Origin of the sequence: Streptomyces sp. (genome assembly GCF_031181555.1) — a bacterium.
Taxonomy (GTDB): domain Bacteria; phylum Actinomycetota; class Actinomycetes; order Streptomycetales; family Streptomycetaceae; genus Streptomyces; species Streptomyces fimbriatus.
Map to the genome: position 1 here is coordinate 1 of NZ_JAPSKQ010000066.1, position 14,032 is coordinate 14,032.

A 14,032-nucleotide genomic window follows, 5' to 3' on the forward strand; every position below is an offset into this window, starting at 1 on the left:
CGTACCCCTGGGGGGGGGGGGCCGGGCGGGGCGGCGGGCGCCCCCGCCGGGCCCTTCCGTGTCCCGTGCCGCCCCGGCGGCGTTCACGGAGGGAACACGGTTCCTTCACAGGGAGGATTGGATTCCGCAGGTCAGGGGTAAGACGGGCTAGGACCGAAGTGAGCAGGCCGGCCATGTGGGAGGAACCCCGACATGCTCTTGGAAGCGCTCAGCTCCGCGATTCTCGGCCTCGCTCTGGCGTGGGCGGCCACACGCCGCCTGCCGCACCGCTTTCCCGCCCGTGCCCTGGTGCTGCCGACCGGCGTGGCCGGAGCCCTCTTCGGCGCCTTCCTGACGCACACCGCGCTGGACGCCGTGAACCTGCCGGCGGCCCTGCTCGGCGCGGTGACCGTCTCCGTGGCCTCCCTCTCACTGCTGCTGCGCCCCGCGAGAAGGCTCCGCCGCCGGTCGGCGACCGCCTGATCGGCCGCCGACGAAGACGCGGCCCCGACGGGCCGGCCCGGCGTCAGGCCGCCAGCCCCAGCGCCGCCATCCGCTTGGTGTGCGCCTCGGTGATCCGGGAGAACATCCTGCCGACCTCGGCGAGGTCGAAGCCGTCCGCGACCCCGCCCACGAGCATCGTCGACAGCGCGTCCCGGTCGGCGACCACCCGCTGGGACTGCGACAGCGCCTCCCCCATCAGCCGCCGCGCCCACAGCGCGAGCCGTCCGCCCACGCGCGGGTCCGCGTCGATCGCCGCGCGCACCTTCTCCACGGCGAAGCCGCCGTGCCCCGTGTCGTCGAGCACGGCCAGCACCAGGGCACGGGTGTCGGAGTCGAGGCGGGCCGCCACCTCCCGGTAGAAGTCGCTGGCGATGGAGTCGCCGACGTAGGCCTTGACCAGGCCCTCCAGCCAGTCGGAGGGCGCCGTCTGCTTGTGGAAACCGTCGTACGCGGCGACGAACGGCTCCATCGCGCGCGTCGGCTCCTCGCCGATCTCGGCGAGCCGGTCGCGCAGCCGCTCGAAGTGGTGGAACTCGGCCGAGGCCATCTTCGCCAGCTCCGCCTTGTCCGCCAGCGTGGGCGCCAGCTTGGCGTCCTCCGCGAGCCGCTCGAACGCCGCGAGCTCCCCGTACGCGAGCGCGCCGAGCAGGTCCACGACAGCGGCGCGGTACTGCGGATCGGCGGAGGCGGCCGCCCAGTCCAGGGCGGCGACGCCGGTGTGTCCGGCGGTGGTGTCGGGGGTGTCCGCGGCGTTGTCAGGCTTGTCAGAGCTCGTCATGAAGCGCACAATAGCCCGCTTGCCGGGCGCCGTAAGGTCGTGGCCGACCAGTGTGACGACGGCTACGTGACCAAATCGGCCATGGCGTGTGCGCGAATCCGGGGTATGGTGGTAAGGCGCCTGCTGAGCACTCTGACGTACTCGACAGGCCGCATGTATGAGGATGCCCGGTCGGTGGCCCGATCGGCTCCGAACCGACAGCCCTCCCTGACCGTACGGCACATCGCGTACGACGATCGGAGGGAACCCTCAGCGGTACGAGCGCTAGAGCGTCGGCAGTGGTCCCGTGCCCTACGGCACCGCCCGTAAGGCAGCCGACGTCCCCGGCACGGTCCCTACACGACCCCCGCGCTCGCCTCGCACCGCGCACACAGAAGAGGCAGCACCCTGACTACGACGTTCCGAGAGCTCGGGATCCTCCCCGAGACCGCCGAGGCCCTGGAGGCCGTCGGCATCATCACCCCCTTCCCCATCCAGGAGATGACGCTCCCCGTGGCCCTGTCGGGCACCGACGTCATCGGCCAGGCCAAGACCGGCACCGGCAAGACGCTGGGCTTCGGCCTTCCGCTCCTCGAGCGCGTCACCGTTCCCGCCGACGTGGAGGCGGGCCGCGCCAGGCCCGAGGACCTCACCGACGCCCCGCAGGCCCTCGTCGTCGTCCCCACGCGCGAGCTGTGCACCCAGGTCACCAACGACCTCCTCACCGCGGGCAAGGTGCGCAACGTGCGCGTCACCGCGATCTACGGAGGCAGGGCGTACGAGCCCCAGGTCGAGGCCCTGAAGAAGGGCGTCGACGTGGTCGTCGGCACCCCGGGCCGGCTGCTGGACCTCGCGGGCCAGAAGAAGCTGAACCTGAACCACGTCAGGGCCCTCGTCCTCGACGAGGCCGACGAGATGCTCGACCTGGGCTTCCTGCCCGACGTCGAGAAGATCATCAATCTGCTTCCGGCCCGGCGCCAGACCATGCTGTTCTCGGCGACCATGCCGGGCGCGGTCATCGGACTGGCCCGCCGCTACATGTCGCAGCCCACGCACATCCGCGCCACGGCGCCGGACGACGAGGGCGCGACGGTGGCGAACACCAAGCAGTTCGTCTACCGCGCGCACAACATGGACAAGCCCGAGATGGTCGCGCGCATCCTGCAGGCCGAGGGCCGCGGGCTGGCCATGATCTTCTGCCGCACCAAGCGCACCGCCGCCGACCTCGCCGACCAGCTCAAGCAGCGCGGCTTCGCCTCCGGCGCGGTCCACGGCGACCTGGGCCAGGGCGCCCGCGAGCAGGCGCTGCGCGCGTTCCGCAACGGCAAGGTGGACGTGCTCGTCTGCACCGACGTCGCCGCCCGCGGCATCGACGTCGAGGGCGTGACGCACGTCATCAACTACCAGTCGCCGGAAGAGGAGAAGACGTACCTGCACCGCATCGGCCGTACGGGCCGCGCGGGCGCGAAGGGTACGGCGATCACGCTGGTCGACTGGGACGACATCCCGCGCTGGCAGCTGATCAACAAGGCGCTGGACCTGGGCTTCGGCGACCCGCCGGAGACGTACTCCACCTCCCCGCACCTCTTCAGCGACCTCGGTATCCCCGAGGGCACCAAGGGCGTCCTGCCGCGTTCGGAGCGCACGCGCGCCGGGCTGGACGCGGAGGAGCTGGAGGACCTGGGCGAGCCGGGCGGCCGCGGACCGCGCGGGCGCGGTGGCCGGAGCGGGCGGAGCGACTCCCGTTCCGCCGAGCAGGAGACCCCGGCCCGTACGCCGCGACGCCGTCGCCGTACGCGTGGCGGTGCGCCGCTGGACGGGACGAGCGGGCAGCCCGCGGCCCCGGCCGCCGAGGGCACCGGCGAGGCGGAGGGCGGTACGGCCGTCCGCACCCCGCGCCGCCGTCGCCGTATGCGCGGCGGAGTCCCGGCCGAGACGGCGCCGGCCGCGACGACCGCGGTCGAGCCCACGGAGCCGGCGCGGTCCGCCCAGTCCGCTGTCGCCACGGCCGAGGGCACGGCCGGGGACGCCCCCGAGGCCCCCGAGAAGCCGCGCCGCCGCCGGACCCGCAAGGCCGCGGAGACGACGGCGGTGGGCACCGCGGCCGTGGTCACCCCGTCGGCCGAGGAGAGCGCGGTGGTCCCCGGGGCCCCGGTGACGACGGACGCGGACGCGGCGTCGGTCACGGAGCCCGAGTCCCCCGTCGCCGAGCCGCGCCGCCGCCGGACCCGCAAGACCGCGGCTGCGGCTGCGGAGACGGCGGTCGACACGGCCGAGGGAACCACCGAGCCGGCCGAGGCAGCCGTCGAGCCGGCGCAGGAGCCGGAGGCAGCGGCGGAGGCCAAGCCCCGGCGGACCCGGAAGGCCACGGCCAAGAAGGCCGAAGCAGCCGTCGACACGGCGGAGACCACCGAGGCCAAGCCGCGCCGCCGCACCCGCAAGACCGCCGAGCCCGCCGCGACCGTCGCCGACATCCCGGCACAGGCCGCACAGGAGCCGGAGGCCACGCCCCGGCGCACGCGGAAGGCCACGGCCAAGAAGGCCGAGGCAGCCGTCGACACGGCGGAGACCGCGGAGGCCAGGCCGCGCCGCCGCACCCGCAAGACCGCCGAACCCGCCGCGCAGGAGCCGGAGGCCACCGCGGAGGCCAAGCCCCGGCGGACCCGGAAGTCGGCGGCCACGGCCGCCACCGAGTCCGTCGACACGGCGGAGACCGCGGAGGCCAAGCCGCGCCGCCGCACCCGCAAGACCGCCGAACCCGCCGCGACCGTCGCCGACATCCCGGCACAGGCCGCACAGGAGCCGGAGGCAGCGGCAGCGGCGAAGCCCAGGGTCCGCCGCACCCGCAAGGCCACGGCCGCCGCGGAGTCCGCGGAGGGCTGACGCACCATCCGACGGCCCGGCCCCACACCTCCGTGGGGCCGGGCCGTCGGCGTGTCCGTGCCCATCGCCCCGGAAAACGGGGACGGGGCGGGGCCGTCGCCGCCCCGCCCGCTACCCTCCCCCCGTGACCAGCCACTCCACGCCCGCCGCCGTCCCGCCCCACCACTCCCGGACCCACCGGCTCCGCACCTCGCGCGGGGAGTTCGCCGTCGTGGACGTGCCGCCGGCCGCCGGAGCCGAGGAGAAGGGGGTCGCGTTGCTGCTGCCCGGGTTCACCGGCAGCAAGGAGGACTTCGCGCTGGTGCACGGGCCGCTCGCCGCGCGCGGGTATCGCAGCGTCGCCGTGGACGGGCGGGGGCAGCACGAGTCGGACGGGCCCGCCGACGACGAAACCGCCTACGCCCAGGCCGAATTGGCGCGGGACGTGCTCGCTCAGGCCGAGGCGCTCGGCGGGTCCGTGCATCTCGTCGGACACTCGCTCGGCGGCCAGATCGCCCGTGCCGCCGTCCTCCTGGACCACTCCCCCTTCCGCTCGCTCACCCTTGTCTCCTCCGGCCCGGGACGGATCTCCGTCTCCCAGGAGCAGCGCGTGAAGCTGCTGCGGGACGCGCTCGCGGTGATGTCGATGGCGGAGTGCTGGGAGGCGATCCTGGCCATGGGGCCGCCCGAGGAGGTCGGCGGCCCGGCGCGCGGGATCGGCGACCGGGAGCAGTTGCGCCGCCGCTGGCTGGGCACCGCGCCCGCGCAGTTGCTCGCCACGGGGCGGCAGTTGTGCGCCGAGCCGGACCGGGTGGCCGAACTCGCCGCCGTGCCGCTGCCGTTCCACGTCCTGTCCGGCGCGCACGACGACACCTGGCCGGTCGCGGACCTCGACGAGATGGCCGTACGGCTGAAGGCGCACCGCACCGTCGTCGACGGGGCCGGGCATTCGCCCACCGTCGACGCGCCGGCGCCGACCGCCCGTGCCCTCGCCGACTTCTGGGACGGGCTCCGTCGCGGCGGCCAGTAAGCGTGGCGGCCGGTGGTGCGCCGGCGTCAGTACTGCGCCTGCAGGTGGTCCCAGAAGCCGTCGCGCAGAGCGCGCCGCAGGTCCGCCTGGCCCCGCAGGGAGTACTGGAGCAGGCCCTCCGCCTCCACCAGCAGGTCCTGGTCGACCGAGCCGGGCAGGTAGGGGTGGCCGGGGAGCAGTTCCAGCAGGGCGTCCCGGCCGCGCGCGGCGAGCCACTTCGCGGCGATCTGCGCACCGACGAAGCGGACGTCCTCACGGGTGGGCCGGCCCGTCACGGGCTCGTAGGCCGGGGCCGTGCGCCGGGAGACGTAGGGCTTGAAGAAGTCGAGGTCGAGGGTGCGCTGGCTGTCGACCTCCCAGAGCAGCGGCTCGGCCTGGTTGCGGCCCTCGGGTGCCTCGATGCCCCAGAGGTGGACCCGGGCGCCGTACCCCTGCGCCGCCTCGACCGCCGAGACGAGGTCCTCGTCGCCGCCGAGCAGGGCGGCGTCGCTGATGGCGCGGTGCCGGGCCAGTGACTCCAGGTCGGAGCGGATCAGGGAGTCGACGCCCTTCTGCTGGTTGCTGGCGTTGAGGTTGCCGAGGCGGACCTTGACGTCGGGGAGCTCGGCGATGGACTGCTGCTCGGCGGTGTGGATGCGGCGTCGGGCACCGTCGTACCAGTAGACCCGCAGCAGCCTGCTGTCCGCGAAGACGGTGCGGGCGCGGTCGATGAGCGCGTCGATGAGTCCCTCGGCGTCGAGGTCGAAGGCCCGGCGGTCCTCGGTCCCGGCCACGAGCCGCCCCGCGGCCGCGTACAGATAGCCGGCGTCGACGAAGATCGCGTGCGTCGAGGGCGTCTTCGCCACCTCGGCGAGCATGCGCTGGAGCAACTCGTTCGTGCGGTCGATGCGGGCGCTCAGGGCCGCGAGGTCTTCGTTCATCCCCTCCATTGTCCTGGCGGTCACGCTACGAACACAACTGGTCCCAATCGGTCCCCTTCGAAACTCTTACCAGTCAGTATTTAATCGATCGAAAAATTTCTTTAGCGTAGGGAATGTTTGTATCGCACAGATCGTTGTCACTCGTGGAGCTTGGGCCCGACCGGCCCGGGAACCGTCCACCGAGTAGTTCTCCTTCAGGAGGATGACCAGACGAAGGGAGAAGCCCATGCGCTTCGAAATCATGCGACTCGACGACGTCGACGGCACGCCCGTGGACACGACCGTCGTGGACGCCGCCTCCGTCAACCGCATCGTTCAGCAGGCCGCCGCCGTCGGGCAGCGCCTGTGGATCCGCCCCGCCGACACGTCGGCCTCATAACGCGCGAGCCGGCCCCAGGGCCCGCCGGCGCCTCCGTTCGCTTCGGAGCCCCCGTACCGCGATCGGTACGGGGGCTCCGCGCGTCCTGCGGGCGGGTCAGCCGCCCCGGATCACCTGGGTGACGCCGTTGATGATCTGCTGCACGGCGATCGCGGAGAGCATCATGCCCGCGAGGCGCGTCACCAGGACCACGCCGCCGTCCTTGATGACCCGGATGATCAGCAGCGAGTACCGCATCGCCAGCCACAGCACGACATGGATGGCGAGGATCGCCGACCACACCGAGACCTGCCCGGTGACGTCGTCCGCCTTCTGCACGGCCAGGATGACCGACACGATCGCGCCGGGCCCCGCCAGCAGCGGCATGCCCAGCGGGACCAGCGCGACGTTGACGTCCTTGGTCTGCTGGGGCTCGTCGGACTTGCCGGTGAGCAGGTCGAGCGCGATCAGCAGGAGCAGCAGCCCGCCCGCGATCATCAGTGCGGGCACCGACACGTGCAGGTAGTCGAGGATCTGGTGGCCGAGCAGCCCGAAGACGGCGATCACGCCACCGGCCACGCACACGGCCTGGAAGGCCATCCGCTTCTGCACCTTGGCGGGCCGGCCGGCGGTCAGGCCGAGGAAGATCGGGGTGATCCCAGGGGGATCCATGATGACAAAAAGGGTCAGAAAGAGAGAGCCGAAGACGGCGACGTCGAACATGACTGCCTTGCTGAAGGACGAACGAAAGGTGGGCGGGGAGGACGGGCCTCAGGCTCCGCCGGTCCCCGGCACCGGGAACGCCCCGGTCGCGCGCCGCGTGATCTCGCCGTACACCTCGGGGTCCGTCATGAACTCGCCGAGGACGCAGGTCTTCCGGCTGCCGTGGTAGTCGCTGGATCCCGTCACCAGGAGTCCCAGCTCCCGCGCCAGGCCCCGCAGCCTCGCCCGCGTCTCGGGGTCGTGGTCCATGTGGTCGACCTCGATGCCGTCGAGGCCGGCCTCGGCCAGTTCGGCGATCGCGGACTCCGGCACGGTCCGGCCCCGCTTGCTCGCGGCCGGGTGCGCGAACACCGCGACCCCGCCCGCGCCCTTGATCAGCCGCAGGGCCTCGAAGGGATCGGTCTCGTGCTTCTCCACGTAGGCCCGGCCGCCGTCGGCCAGCCACTCCTGGGTGAACGCGTCGCTCACGGTCGGTACGACGCCCAGCTCGACGAGTGCGGTGGCGACGTGCGGGCGCCCCACCGACCCGTCGCCGGCGATCCGTGCGACCTGCTCCCAGGTGACGGGCACGCCCAGCGCGTTGAGCTTGGAGATCATGCCCTGGGCCCGCGGCACCCGGTCGTCCCGGACCAGCTCGCGCTCGGCGAGCAGCGCGGGCTCCTCGGGATCGAAGAGGTAGGCCAGCACGTGCATGCTGACGCCGTCGAGCCGGCAGGAGAGTTCCGCGCCGGTGACCAGCGTGAGTCCCGCGGGCAGCGCGGCGAGAGCCTCGGCGTGTCCGCGGGTGGTGTCGTGGTCGGTCAGCGCGATGACGTCGAGACCGGCGGCGGCGGCCTTGCGGACCAGGTCGGCCGGCGTGTCCGTGCCGTCGGACGCGGTGGAGTGGGTGTGCAGGTCGATGCGCACGACGCGTTACTCCAATGCGGCGACGGAACGGACGGGGACGCTTCAGGATAACCGGATTTTCACCATCCCCTGTCACACCCGAACCCGCCCTGCGCCCCCTACGCACGCGTGATGAGCCGCCCGGGGCCCGCCACCGGACCGGGCCCCGCGCCTCCCGGGCCCGGAGCGACCCGGAGAACAGGCCCTACGCCTCCAGCAGGCGCGGCGACAGCGCCCCGCAGGGCACCAGCTCCACCTCGGCCCCGGCGTCCCGCAGATCGGTGAGCACCAGTTCGTCGTACATCAGCAGGCCGGACTGCTCCGGCCACACCACCGCCCACAGCCACATCCCGAGCGCCTCGCCCGCGAACACGGCGCGGTCGCCCGGGGTCTTGGAGACGTGCCAGAGCGGGGTCGGGCGGCCGGCGGCCAGGACCTTGGCCTCGGCCGGCTTCTCGACGTTCATGTACGGCCCCGGGTCCGGTCCGTCGATGCCCGCGTACCGCGCGCCGAGGCCGACACCCAGCTCCTCGGCCACCAGGATGAGTTCGCCCATGCCGCCGAGCGGCCCGGGCCCGGTGCACGCGACGGCGGTCGCACGGCCCCCGCTGCGGTCGTCGCCCGCGCAGGCCACGCCCGTGAACAGCCAGCCCACCGGCAGCGGCCACGGCATCCACACCGGCACCTTCGTGCGGTGCACGACCACCTCGAGGGCTTCGACGCTGGGTGGTATCACGGGCTGCATCGGATGCACGGCCCCGTGCACGTCGCACTGCCAGGCGTCGGAGAAGAGGCCGGGAGCCCTGACCCGGCCACCGCACTTCGGGCAACTGGGTTCGCCCCTCATAGGGCCCCACGGTCCTACCCCTGCCGCGTCACGTCAAGGACGATCACCCGTCCGGACGGAATCGGCCACGGCGACCCAACTAGATGTAGCTTGCATTAATTAGCTCGGCTAACTTATCGTGTGTAAACACCAACCATCTGTCGGTCATCCGGCACCCTGCCATGTCCCGGATTGGAGCACCCCATGGATTCCGTCGACGCGGGAGCGGGCGGCATTCTCCGGCAGCCGAAGGCCGTGTGGGCGACGGCCGGTGCGTCCGTCGTCGCCTTCATGGGGATCGGGCTCGTCGACCCGATCCTGCCCTCCATCGCGGAGGGCCTCGACGCCACCGCCGGCCAGGTCTCCCTGCTGTTCACCTCCTACTTCCTCATCACCGCCCTCGCGATGCTGGTGACCGGCTTCGTCTCCAGCCGCATCGGCGGCCGGAAGACCCTGCTGCTCGGCCTCGCGTTCGTCGTGGTCTTCGCGGGACTCGCCGGCACCTCGGGATCGGTCGGGGAACTGGTCGGCTTCCGGGTCGGCTGGGGACTCGGCAACGCCCTGTTCGTCTCCACGGCCCTCGCGGTCGTCGTCGGCGCGGCGGCCGGGGGCAGCGCGGCGGCGATCCTGCTCTACGAGTCCGCCCTCGGCCTCGGCATGGCCTGCGGGCCGTTGCTGGGCGCGCTGCTCGGCGACGCGAGCTGGCGCTACCCGTTCTTCGGCACGGCCTTCCTCATGGCGGTCGGCTTCCTGTGCATCGCGGTGTTCCTGAAGGAGCAGCCGAGGCCGGCCCGCAGGACCTCGCCGCTCGACCCGCTCAGGGCGCTGGGCCACGGCGGACTGGCCTCGGCCGCGGTCTCGGCGTTCTTCTACAACTACACGTTCTTCACGGTGCTGGCCTTCACGCCGTTCGTGCTGGACATGTCCCCGTACCGGTCCGGTGCGGTGTTCTTCGCCTGGGGCGTGCTGCTGGCCGTCTTCTCGGTGATCGTGGCACCGCGGCTGCAGAGGCGCTTCGGCTCGCTGAAGGTGCTGGGCGGCTCGCTGGTGCTGCTCGCGGCCGACGTGCTCGTGCTCGGGTACGGCGACCACACCACCGCCGTCGTCTGCACCGTCCTGTCCGGCGCCTTCATCGGCGTGAACAACACGGTGTACACCGAGCTGGCGCTCGGGGTGTCGGACGCGCCGCGCCCGGTGGCGAGCGCCGGGTACAACTTCGTGCGCTGGTTCGCGGCGGCGGCCGCGCCCTGGTTCGCGCCGAAGCTCGAGGAGTGGACCGACGCGCACGTCCCGTTCGTGGCCGCGGCGGTCACGGCGGTGCTGGGCGCGCTGGTGGTCGCCGTGCGGCGCGCGGCGCTCACGCTCCCCCGGCCCCTCGGCACCGACCGCGCAGGGGGGACCCCCACCGCGGAGGAGCGGGAGACGCGGCACGCGGCGGAGGACGGCGTCACCGCCCTCACCAACTGACCGGGACCGGAAAGGCGTTGGTGAGCTTGCTCACTCCAGCGGGACGGACGTGCGGGCGGGATCCCGCAGGTCCGTGCCCTGCGTCAGCCAGCGCTCCTGGAGGGCCTGGGCACCGTGCACCCGCTTCCAGGCGGCCTCGTTCGGGGTCATGGGCAGCAGCGGCAGGAACCGCACGGGGTCCAGGGGCGCGTCGAGTTCCAGGTCCTCCACCAGGCCGCCGGGCTCGGCGACCAGGACCGAGGTGAACGGAGCGCCGGGCCACAGCGGCTCACCGACGTCCAGGGAGGCGCCGGGAGCCACGACCACTCCCTCGACCTGCGGGGACGCGGCCAGCACGGCGAGCGGGCGGAGCACCTTGTCGGTGTCGGCGAGGCCGGCCCGGACGGACAGCACCAACTCGGCGCGCGGCCCCTTGACCGGGTCCGCGACCACGGCCGTGGGGTCGGTCATGGGCTGTGCGGACATGCCGAGGGTGGCGTAGCGCACGATGTCGCCCTCGTGGAAGCGCAGCACCTCGATGCGGTCCGTGCCCAGGAAGGTGACCGCCGCGCGCGCGTCCGGTTCGCCCAGCGCCGTACGCAGCCGGGCCTCGACCAGAGGAAGAACATCAGCCATGCGGCGAGCATAGAACTCGTCAGTACCGGGCAAAGCAACGCCTTGACACGCCGGTCGGCTGATACGCTTGCCCGGTGGTTCGGGGCAGCACGCAGAAGCGTCGCGATCGAGTCCCGACGCCGATGTGACACTCCCCGTCTACAGGGGGATCCCCCAGGGGATCGTGGATCGTCCCTCACGAGGGACCGGCCGGAGGAGGTGGGGCTGGCATGGACCGAAGTCGACCGTGCAGTATCACCCGCTCTTCCGCCCGCTGATGTAGCCGTTTCTCTCCTGGCTGCCGCCTCTCGCACGCGCGTCTTCATCGGAAGAGCACTTCGTTTCGTTCTGCCTGATCTGCCCCAGTAGCTGTATCAGCGACGAAGCTCGCCACCGCGACGGTGCGGTGCTCCCCGCTTTGTGGACGTGTCAAACATCCGCAGTTCAGGACGTCCTCATTCCGGGTTGTTCCACCCGTCGTACCGGCGCCTTTCGTTGCCCGTCCGCGAAGGAGCCCGCCATGTCGATGATCCGCGACCTGCGTGCCGTGGTCCGCCCCTCCTCCCGTGTCTCGCTGCGCAAGGAGAGCGGCCCGTACGACACCACCCGCGACCGTGCGACGACCAGTGCCGTCGTCGACTGCGCCGTCTACCGCGACGGCCGGCGCCTGGGGACCGAGGGCCCGCTCACCCCGCAGGAGGCGATGCGTCTGGTGCGTCGCGACGGGGGCTTCGTGTGGATCGGTCTGCACGAGCCGACCGAGGCCGAATTCGCCGGTATCGCCCGCGAGTTCGGGCTGCACCCGCTGGCCGTGGAGGACGCCGTCCAGGCCCACCAGCGGCCCAAGCTGGAGCGCTACGACGACTCGCTGTTCACGGTCTTCAAGACCATCCACTACCTCGACCACGACCGGCTCAACTCCAGCAGCGAGGTCGTCGAGACCGGCGAGGTGATGTGCTTCACCGGCCGGGACTTCTTCATCACCGTCCGGCACGGCGGACAGGGTTCCCTGCGGGCCCTCAGGCACCGTCTGCAGGACGACCCCGAGCTGCTGGCCAAGGGCCCCTCGGCCGTGCTGCACGCCATCGCCGACCACGTCGTGGACGGCTACATCGCGGTCGCCGACGCGGTGCAGGACGACATCGACGAGGTCGAGACGGAGGTGTTCTCGCCGGGCCGCAAGGGCAGCCCGCGCGGTACGGACGCCGGACGGATCTACCAACTCAAGCGCGAGGTGCTGGAGTTCAAGCGGGCCGTGGCGCCGCTGCTGCGGCCGATGCAGCTGCTGAGCGAGCGGCCGATGCGGCTGATCGACCCGGAGATCCAGAAGTACTTCCGGGACGTCGCCGACCACGTGGCGCGGGTGCAGGAGCAGGTCATCGGCTTCGACGAACTGCTGAACTCCATCCTCCAGGCCAACCTCGCCCAGGCCTCCGTGGCGCAGAACGAGGACATGCGCAAGATCACCTCGTGGGCCGCCATCATCGCCGTGCCGACGATGGTCTGCGGGGTGTACGGGATGAACTTCGACCACATGCCCGAGCTGCGCTGGAAGTACGGCTACCCGCTGGTCCTGGGCATCACGGTGGCCATCTGCCTGGGCATCCACCGCACGCTCAAGCGCAACGGCTGGCTCTGAGGACCCCTGGGCGGGCCTGGATAGGCTGGGCCCATGACAAGCCAGCTGCTCGACCGGGCCCTCATCGAGGAGGCCACGAAGAAGTCCGGCCTCATCTGGGTCGGGGTACCCGGCGTACCGGCCCGTGCGCTGTGGCACGTGTGGCACGAGGGTGCCGCGTGCGTGGTCGGCGACGGGCCCGGGGAACAGCCGCTGCCGGGGCTGGCCGACGGCGTGCGGGCCGAGGTGACGGTCCGCAGCAAGGACAAGGGCGGCCGGCTGGTCTCCTGGTCCGCGCGGGTCGTGGAGCTGCCGTCCGGCTCCGAGGAGTGGACGGCCGCCGTCGCCGAGCTCAAGGGCAAGCGGCTGAACGCGCCCGACGGCGAGGCGATGACCGAGCGCTGGTCGCGCGAGTGCCGGGTGCTGCGCCTGGAGCCGACCGGGGAGACGGCGCCGCTGCCCGACGGCTCGCTGGCCGAGCCGCCGCTGCCGACGCCGGTGACGACCCGCAGGCCGGTCCCGGCGGGACTGCCCCGGCTGCTGCTGAAGAAGAAGAGGCGCCGACGGGGCTAGCGCTCCGCTACGAGGTGGGGAGCTGCTTGCCGTAGTCCAGGGTCTCGCTCCTGGACGGCTCCTCCAGGGGGAAGTCGGTGCCCCAGGCGGAGAACGTGAGCGTGCCCGCCTGGCCGGCCCGCACCAGGCGCAGCGGATACGGCTTGCCCTCCAGCGAGACGTCCAGGGTGCCTCCGGAGCCCTTGTCGCCGGTGATGCGGACGGTGCGGACGCCCGCCTGCTCGTGGTGGCCGTCCGTGGCCAGCTTGCCGTGCAGGGTCAGCAGACCGCCGAGGAGGACGTCCTTGTCCGTGAAGCCGCTGAACTTCTTGTACGAGGGATCGCCCTGCGGCACCTTCACGTACTTCTCGGCGAGCTTGCCGGCCGCCGCAGCGTCGGACTCCCCGCCGCCCCCGCCGTCCCCGCCGTCCTCCTGGCCCCAGAACTCCGCCCCGGCCTTCAGGAAGAGCTCGTCGCCGATCCGCAGCAGGCGAAACGTCTCCCCCTCGGTGGTGACCGACCCGATGCCGCCCTCGGACTTCAGCCGCATGTCGAGCGTGTAGCTGCGCCCGTTGGTGACCACGGTCCCGTGCAGCCGGACCGTGTCGACCGACTTCGCGGCCTTCTGGGTCCGGCTCTGGATCTCGCCGGCGGGCAGTCTGCCGACGCCGTTGGTGCCCTCGTTCGGATCCTCCTCGGAGCATCCCGTGAGCGCCGCCCCCGTCACGAGCAGCGCGCACACGGCGCCCGCCAGCGTGGCCCTGCGGGAACGGTCCTGGGAGATCGGAGTCACAGGTGGGGCTGCCTCTCTGACGGGGGACCTGAACGGCGTACCGCAGGGTACCGGGGGCATGTGATCCCAACGGAGCCAGTCCGTCCGGACCGGTCGCGAGGGCACGGCCGATCGGGACGGGCTAGCCTGAAGCCCACCCGAGCGGGCAATTCGGAAGACAAGCG

14 protein-coding genes are annotated in these 14,032 nt (G+C 72.4%); 7 read left to right on the forward strand and 7 right to left on the reverse strand.

Features of this window, described 5'->3' with window-relative positions; genetic code table 11:
• Positions 1 to 192 precede the first annotated feature (192 nt).
• Complete coding sequence (locus RIM90_RS15760) at positions 193 to 462, forward strand: hypothetical protein (protein WP_309061335.1); 270 nt, start codon at positions 193 to 195, stop codon at positions 460 to 462.
• A gap of 43 nt (positions 463 to 505) precedes the next feature.
• Here RIM90_RS15760 and RIM90_RS15765 read toward each other — a convergent pair whose 3' ends face one another.
• Positions 506 to 1,261 (reverse strand): ferritin-like domain-containing protein, encoded by a 756-nt coding sequence (locus RIM90_RS15765; RefSeq protein ID WP_309061336.1) that lies wholly within the window; start codon positions 1,259 to 1,261, stop codon positions 506 to 508.
• Between the two features lie 480 nt (positions 1,262 to 1,741).
• Between RIM90_RS15765 and RIM90_RS15770 the strand changes: the two genes are divergently transcribed.
• Complete coding sequence (locus RIM90_RS15770) at positions 1,742 to 4,123, forward strand: DEAD/DEAH box helicase (protein ID WP_309061337.1); 2,382 nt, start codon at positions 1,742 to 1,744, stop codon at positions 4,121 to 4,123.
• Between the two features lie 124 nt (positions 4,124 to 4,247).
• Positions 4,248 to 5,132 (forward strand): alpha/beta hydrolase, encoded by an 885-nt coding sequence (locus RIM90_RS15775; RefSeq protein ID WP_309061338.1) that lies wholly within the window; start codon positions 4,248 to 4,250, stop codon positions 5,130 to 5,132.
• A gap of 26 nt (positions 5,133 to 5,158) precedes the next feature.
• Here the strand turns inward: RIM90_RS15775 and RIM90_RS15780 are convergent, their stop codons facing one another.
• Positions 5,159 to 6,052, reverse strand: coding sequence for an NYN domain-containing protein (locus RIM90_RS15780; RefSeq protein ID WP_309061339.1), 894 nt, complete (start codon positions 6,050 to 6,052; stop codon positions 5,159 to 5,161).
• Between the two features lie 226 nt (positions 6,053 to 6,278).
• On the opposite strand from RIM90_RS15780, the gene RIM90_RS15785 reads away from it, so the two are divergent.
• Positions 6,279 to 6,431, forward strand: a complete 153-nt coding sequence (locus tag RIM90_RS15785) for a hypothetical protein (RefSeq protein ID WP_309061340.1) — start codon at positions 6,279 to 6,281, stop codon at positions 6,429 to 6,431.
• 96 nt (positions 6,432 to 6,527) lie between these two features.
• On the opposite strand, the gene RIM90_RS15790 is transcribed toward RIM90_RS15785, so the two are convergent.
• The 3 genes from RIM90_RS15790 to RIM90_RS15800 form a co-directional block, all read right to left on the reverse strand.
• Complete coding sequence (locus RIM90_RS15790) at positions 6,528 to 7,133, reverse strand: MarC family protein (RefSeq protein WP_309061341.1); 606 nt, start codon at positions 7,131 to 7,133, stop codon at positions 6,528 to 6,530.
• A 48-nt stretch (positions 7,134 to 7,181) separates the two neighbouring features.
• Complete coding sequence (locus RIM90_RS15795) at positions 7,182 to 8,039, reverse strand: PHP domain-containing protein (protein ID WP_309061342.1); 858 nt, start codon at positions 8,037 to 8,039, stop codon at positions 7,182 to 7,184.
• Between the two features lie 184 nt (positions 8,040 to 8,223).
• On the reverse strand, positions 8,224 to 8,865 hold the full coding sequence (locus tag RIM90_RS15800; RefSeq protein WP_309061343.1) for a DUF6758 family protein: 642 nt from the start codon (positions 8,863 to 8,865) through the stop codon (positions 8,224 to 8,226).
• A 183-nt stretch (positions 8,866 to 9,048) separates the two neighbouring features.
• On the opposite strand from RIM90_RS15800, the gene RIM90_RS15805 reads away from it, so the two are divergent.
• Positions 9,049 to 10,311 carry an MFS transporter gene (locus RIM90_RS15805; RefSeq protein ID WP_309061344.1) on the forward strand — a complete coding sequence of 421 codons (1,263 nt, stop codon included), beginning with the start codon at positions 9,049 to 9,051 and terminating at the stop codon, positions 10,309 to 10,311.
• A 30-nt stretch (positions 10,312 to 10,341) separates the two neighbouring features.
• Here RIM90_RS15805 and RIM90_RS15810 read toward each other — a convergent pair whose 3' ends face one another.
• Positions 10,342 to 10,926 carry a suppressor of fused domain protein gene (locus RIM90_RS15810; protein ID WP_309061345.1) on the reverse strand — a complete coding sequence of 195 codons (585 nt, stop codon included), beginning with the start codon at positions 10,924 to 10,926 and terminating at the stop codon, positions 10,342 to 10,344.
• Between the two features lie 499 nt (positions 10,927 to 11,425).
• On the opposite strand from RIM90_RS15810, the gene RIM90_RS15815 reads away from it, so the two are divergent.
• The gene (locus RIM90_RS15815) at positions 11,426 to 12,544 is read left to right on the forward strand and encodes a magnesium and cobalt transport protein CorA (protein WP_309061346.1); all 1,119 of its coding nucleotides are present in this window, start codon (positions 11,426 to 11,428) and stop codon (positions 12,542 to 12,544) included.
• A gap of 33 nt (positions 12,545 to 12,577) precedes the next feature.
• Positions 12,578 to 13,096, forward strand: a complete 519-nt coding sequence (locus tag RIM90_RS15820) for a hypothetical protein (protein ID WP_309061347.1) — start codon at positions 12,578 to 12,580, stop codon at positions 13,094 to 13,096.
• A gap of 7 nt (positions 13,097 to 13,103) precedes the next feature.
• Here the strand turns inward: RIM90_RS15820 and RIM90_RS15825 are convergent, their stop codons facing one another.
• Positions 13,104 to 13,868, reverse strand: a complete 765-nt coding sequence (locus RIM90_RS15825) for a hypothetical protein (RefSeq protein ID WP_309061348.1) — start codon at positions 13,866 to 13,868, stop codon at positions 13,104 to 13,106.
• Positions 13,869 to 14,032 lie beyond the last annotated feature (164 nt).